The 3141-nt window shown below is 50.0% G+C and carries 1 rRNA gene; it reads right to left on the reverse strand.

What is annotated here, in order from left to right:
* Nucleotides 1-71 precede the first annotated feature (71 nt).
* Nucleotides 72-2957: ribosomal RNA gene (locus C2M29_RS08615) — 23S ribosomal RNA — on the reverse strand.
* Between the last annotated feature and the right edge of the window lie 184 nt (nucleotides 2958-3141).

The raw sequence follows: 3141 nt of genomic DNA on the forward strand, positions 1-3141 counted from the left end.
ATAAGTAAGTGTCTACTTCAGTCTTAATTTCTAACTTCTAACTTAACAGTCTCACACCATTTTGGTGTTGTATGGTTAAGCCTCACGGGTAATTAGTACAGGTTAGCTTAACGCCTCACAGCGCTTCCACACCCTGCCTATCAACGTTGTAGTCTTCAACGGCCCTTCAGTGGAGTTAAACTCCAAGTGAGAACTCATCTCGAGGCTCGCTTCCCGCTTAGATGCTTTCAGCGGTTATCGATTCCGAACGTAGCTACCGGGCAATGCAATTGGCATCACAACCCGAACACCAGCGGTTCGTCCACTCCGGTCCTCTCGTACTAGGAGCAGCCCCTCTCAATTCTCAAACGCCCACGGCAGATAGGGACCGAACTGTCTCACGACGTTCTAAACCCAGCTCGCGTACCACTTTAAATGGCGAACAGCCATACCCTTGGGACCGACTTCAGCCCCAGGATGTGATGAGCCGACATCGAGGTGCCAAACACCGCCGTCGATATGAACTCTTGGGCGGTATCAGCCTGTTATCCCCGGAGTACCTTTTATCCGTTGAGCGATGGCCCTTCCATTCAGAACCACCGGATCACTATGACCTACTTTCGTACCTGCTCGACGTGTCTGTCTCGCAGTTAAGCTGGCTTCTACCATTACACTAACCGTACGATGTCCGACCGTACTTAGCCAACCTTCGTGCTCCTCCGTTACTCTTTGGGAGGAGACCGCCCCAGTCAAACTACCCACCAGGCACTGTCCGCAACCCCGATTCAGGGGCCAACGTTAGAACATCAAACATACAAGGGTGGTATTTCAAGGATGGCTCCACAGAAACTGGCGTCTCTGCTTCAAAGCCTCCCACCTATCCTACACATGTAGGCTCAATGTTCAGTGCCAAGCTGTAGTAAAGGTTCACGGGGTCTTTCCGTCTAGCCGCGGGTACACAGCATCTTCACTGCGATTTCAATTTCACTGAGTCTCGGGTGGAGACAGCGTGGCCATGGTTACACCATTCGTGCAGGTCGGAACTTACCCGACAAGGAATTTCGCTACCTTAGGACCGTTATAGTTACGGCCGCCGTTTACCGGGGCTTCGATCAAGAGCTTCGTCCGAGGACTAACCCCATCAATTAACCTTCCGGCACCGGGCAGGTGTCACACCGTATACGTCATCTCGCGATTTAGCACAGTGCTGTGTTTTTAATAAACAGTCCCAGCCACCTGGTCACTGCGACTCTCGAATGCTTACGGAGCAAGTCCTTCACACTCAAGAGCGTACCTTCTCCCGAAGTTACGGTACTATTTTGCCTAGTTCCTTCACCCGAGTTCTCTCAAGCGCCTTAGTATTCTCTACCTGACCACCTGTGTCGGTTTGGGGTACGATTCGGTATAAACTGAAGCTTAGAGGCTTTTCCTGGAAGTATGGCACCAACAGCTTCCACTCCGTAGAGTGTCGTCTCGTATCTCAGCCTTAAAGAATCCCGGATTTTCCTAAGATTCAAGCCTACATACTTTCACACGGACAACCAACGCCGTGCCTGCCTAGCCTTCTCCGTCCCCCCATCGCATTTATACCAAGTACGGGAATATTAACCCGTTTCCCATCGACTACGCCTTTCGGCCTCGCCTTAGGGGTCGACTCACCCTACCCTGATTAACATGGGATAGGAACCCTTGGTCTTCCGGCGTGCGGGTTTTTCACCCGCATTATCGTTACTCATGTCAGCATTCGCACTTGTGATATGTCCAGCATGCCTCCCGGCACACCTTCAGCCACTTACACAACGCTCCCCTACCCCGCGAACTAAGTTCGCAGCCGCAGCTTCGGTGGTATGTTTAGCCCCGTTACATCTTCCGCGCAGGCCGACTCGACTAGTGAGCTATTACGCTTTCTTTAAAGGGTGGCTGCTTCTAAGCCAACCTCCTAGCTGTTTTAGCCTTCCCACATCGTTTCCCACTTAACATACACTTTGGGACCTTAGCTGGCGGTCTGGGTTGTTTCCCTCTCCACGACGGACGTTAGCACCCGCCGTGTGTCTCCCGGATAGTACTCATTGGTATTCGGAGTTTGCATGGGGTTGGTAAGTCGGGATGACCCCCTAGCCCAAACAGTGCTCTACCCCCAATGGTATTCGTCCGAGGCTCTACCTAAATAGATTTCGGGGAGAACCAGCTATCTCCCGGTTTGATTAGCCTTTCACTCCTAGCCACAGGTCATCCCCTAACTTTTCAACGTTAGTGGGTTCGGTCCTCCAGTTGATGTTACTCAACCTTCAACCTGCCCATGGCTAGATCACCGGGTTTCGGGTCTATACCTTGCAACTCAACGCGCAGTTAACGCTCGCTTTCACTACGGCTACCCTAATCGGTTAACCTCGCTACAAAATATAAGTCGCTGACCCATTATACAAAAGGTACGCAGTCACCCTCGAAGGGCTCCTACTGCTTGTACGTACACGGTTTCAGGTTCTATTTCACTCCCCTCACAGGGGTTCTTTTCGCCTTTCCCTCACGGTACTGGTTCACTATCGGTCAGTTGGGAGTATTTAGCCTTGGAGGATGGTCCCCCCATATTCAGTCAAAGTTTCACGTGCTCCGACCTACCTCGATTTCACTTATAAGACATTGTCGTGTACGGGACTATCACCCTGTATCGTGCCACTTTCCAGAGGCTTCCACTAACATCAAATAAGCTTAAGGGCTGCTCCGATTTCGCTCGCCGCTACTTTCGGAATCTCGGTTGATTTCTTTTCCTACGGGTACTTAGATGTTTCAGTTCTCCGCGTTCGCCTCTTACACCTATGTATTCAGTGCAAGATACCTGCAAGCAGGTGGGTTTCCCCATTCGGAAATCCTGGCCTCAAGCGCTTTTTACTAGCTTGACCAGGCTTATCGCAAGTTAATACGTCCTTCATCGCCTCCAACTGCCAAGGCATCCACCGTGTACGCTTAGTCACTTAACCATACAACCCAAAAGGGTGTGTATTTCAAGGACTGTTTAACTTCGCCAGAAGTTAGAATACTAAAGTAGACGCACAATCAATCTTTCAATTGACTGGCATATTTCTTTACTTATTGAGAACTCTAAATCATTCAAAATTGAACAATTCAAAGTTTTTATCAGCTTTCCAAATTTTTAAAGAGCAA

Source organism: Pseudoalteromonas sp. T1lg48 (assembly GCF_002964785.1).
Taxonomy (GTDB): Bacteria; Pseudomonadota; Gammaproteobacteria; order Enterobacterales; family Alteromonadaceae; genus Pseudoalteromonas.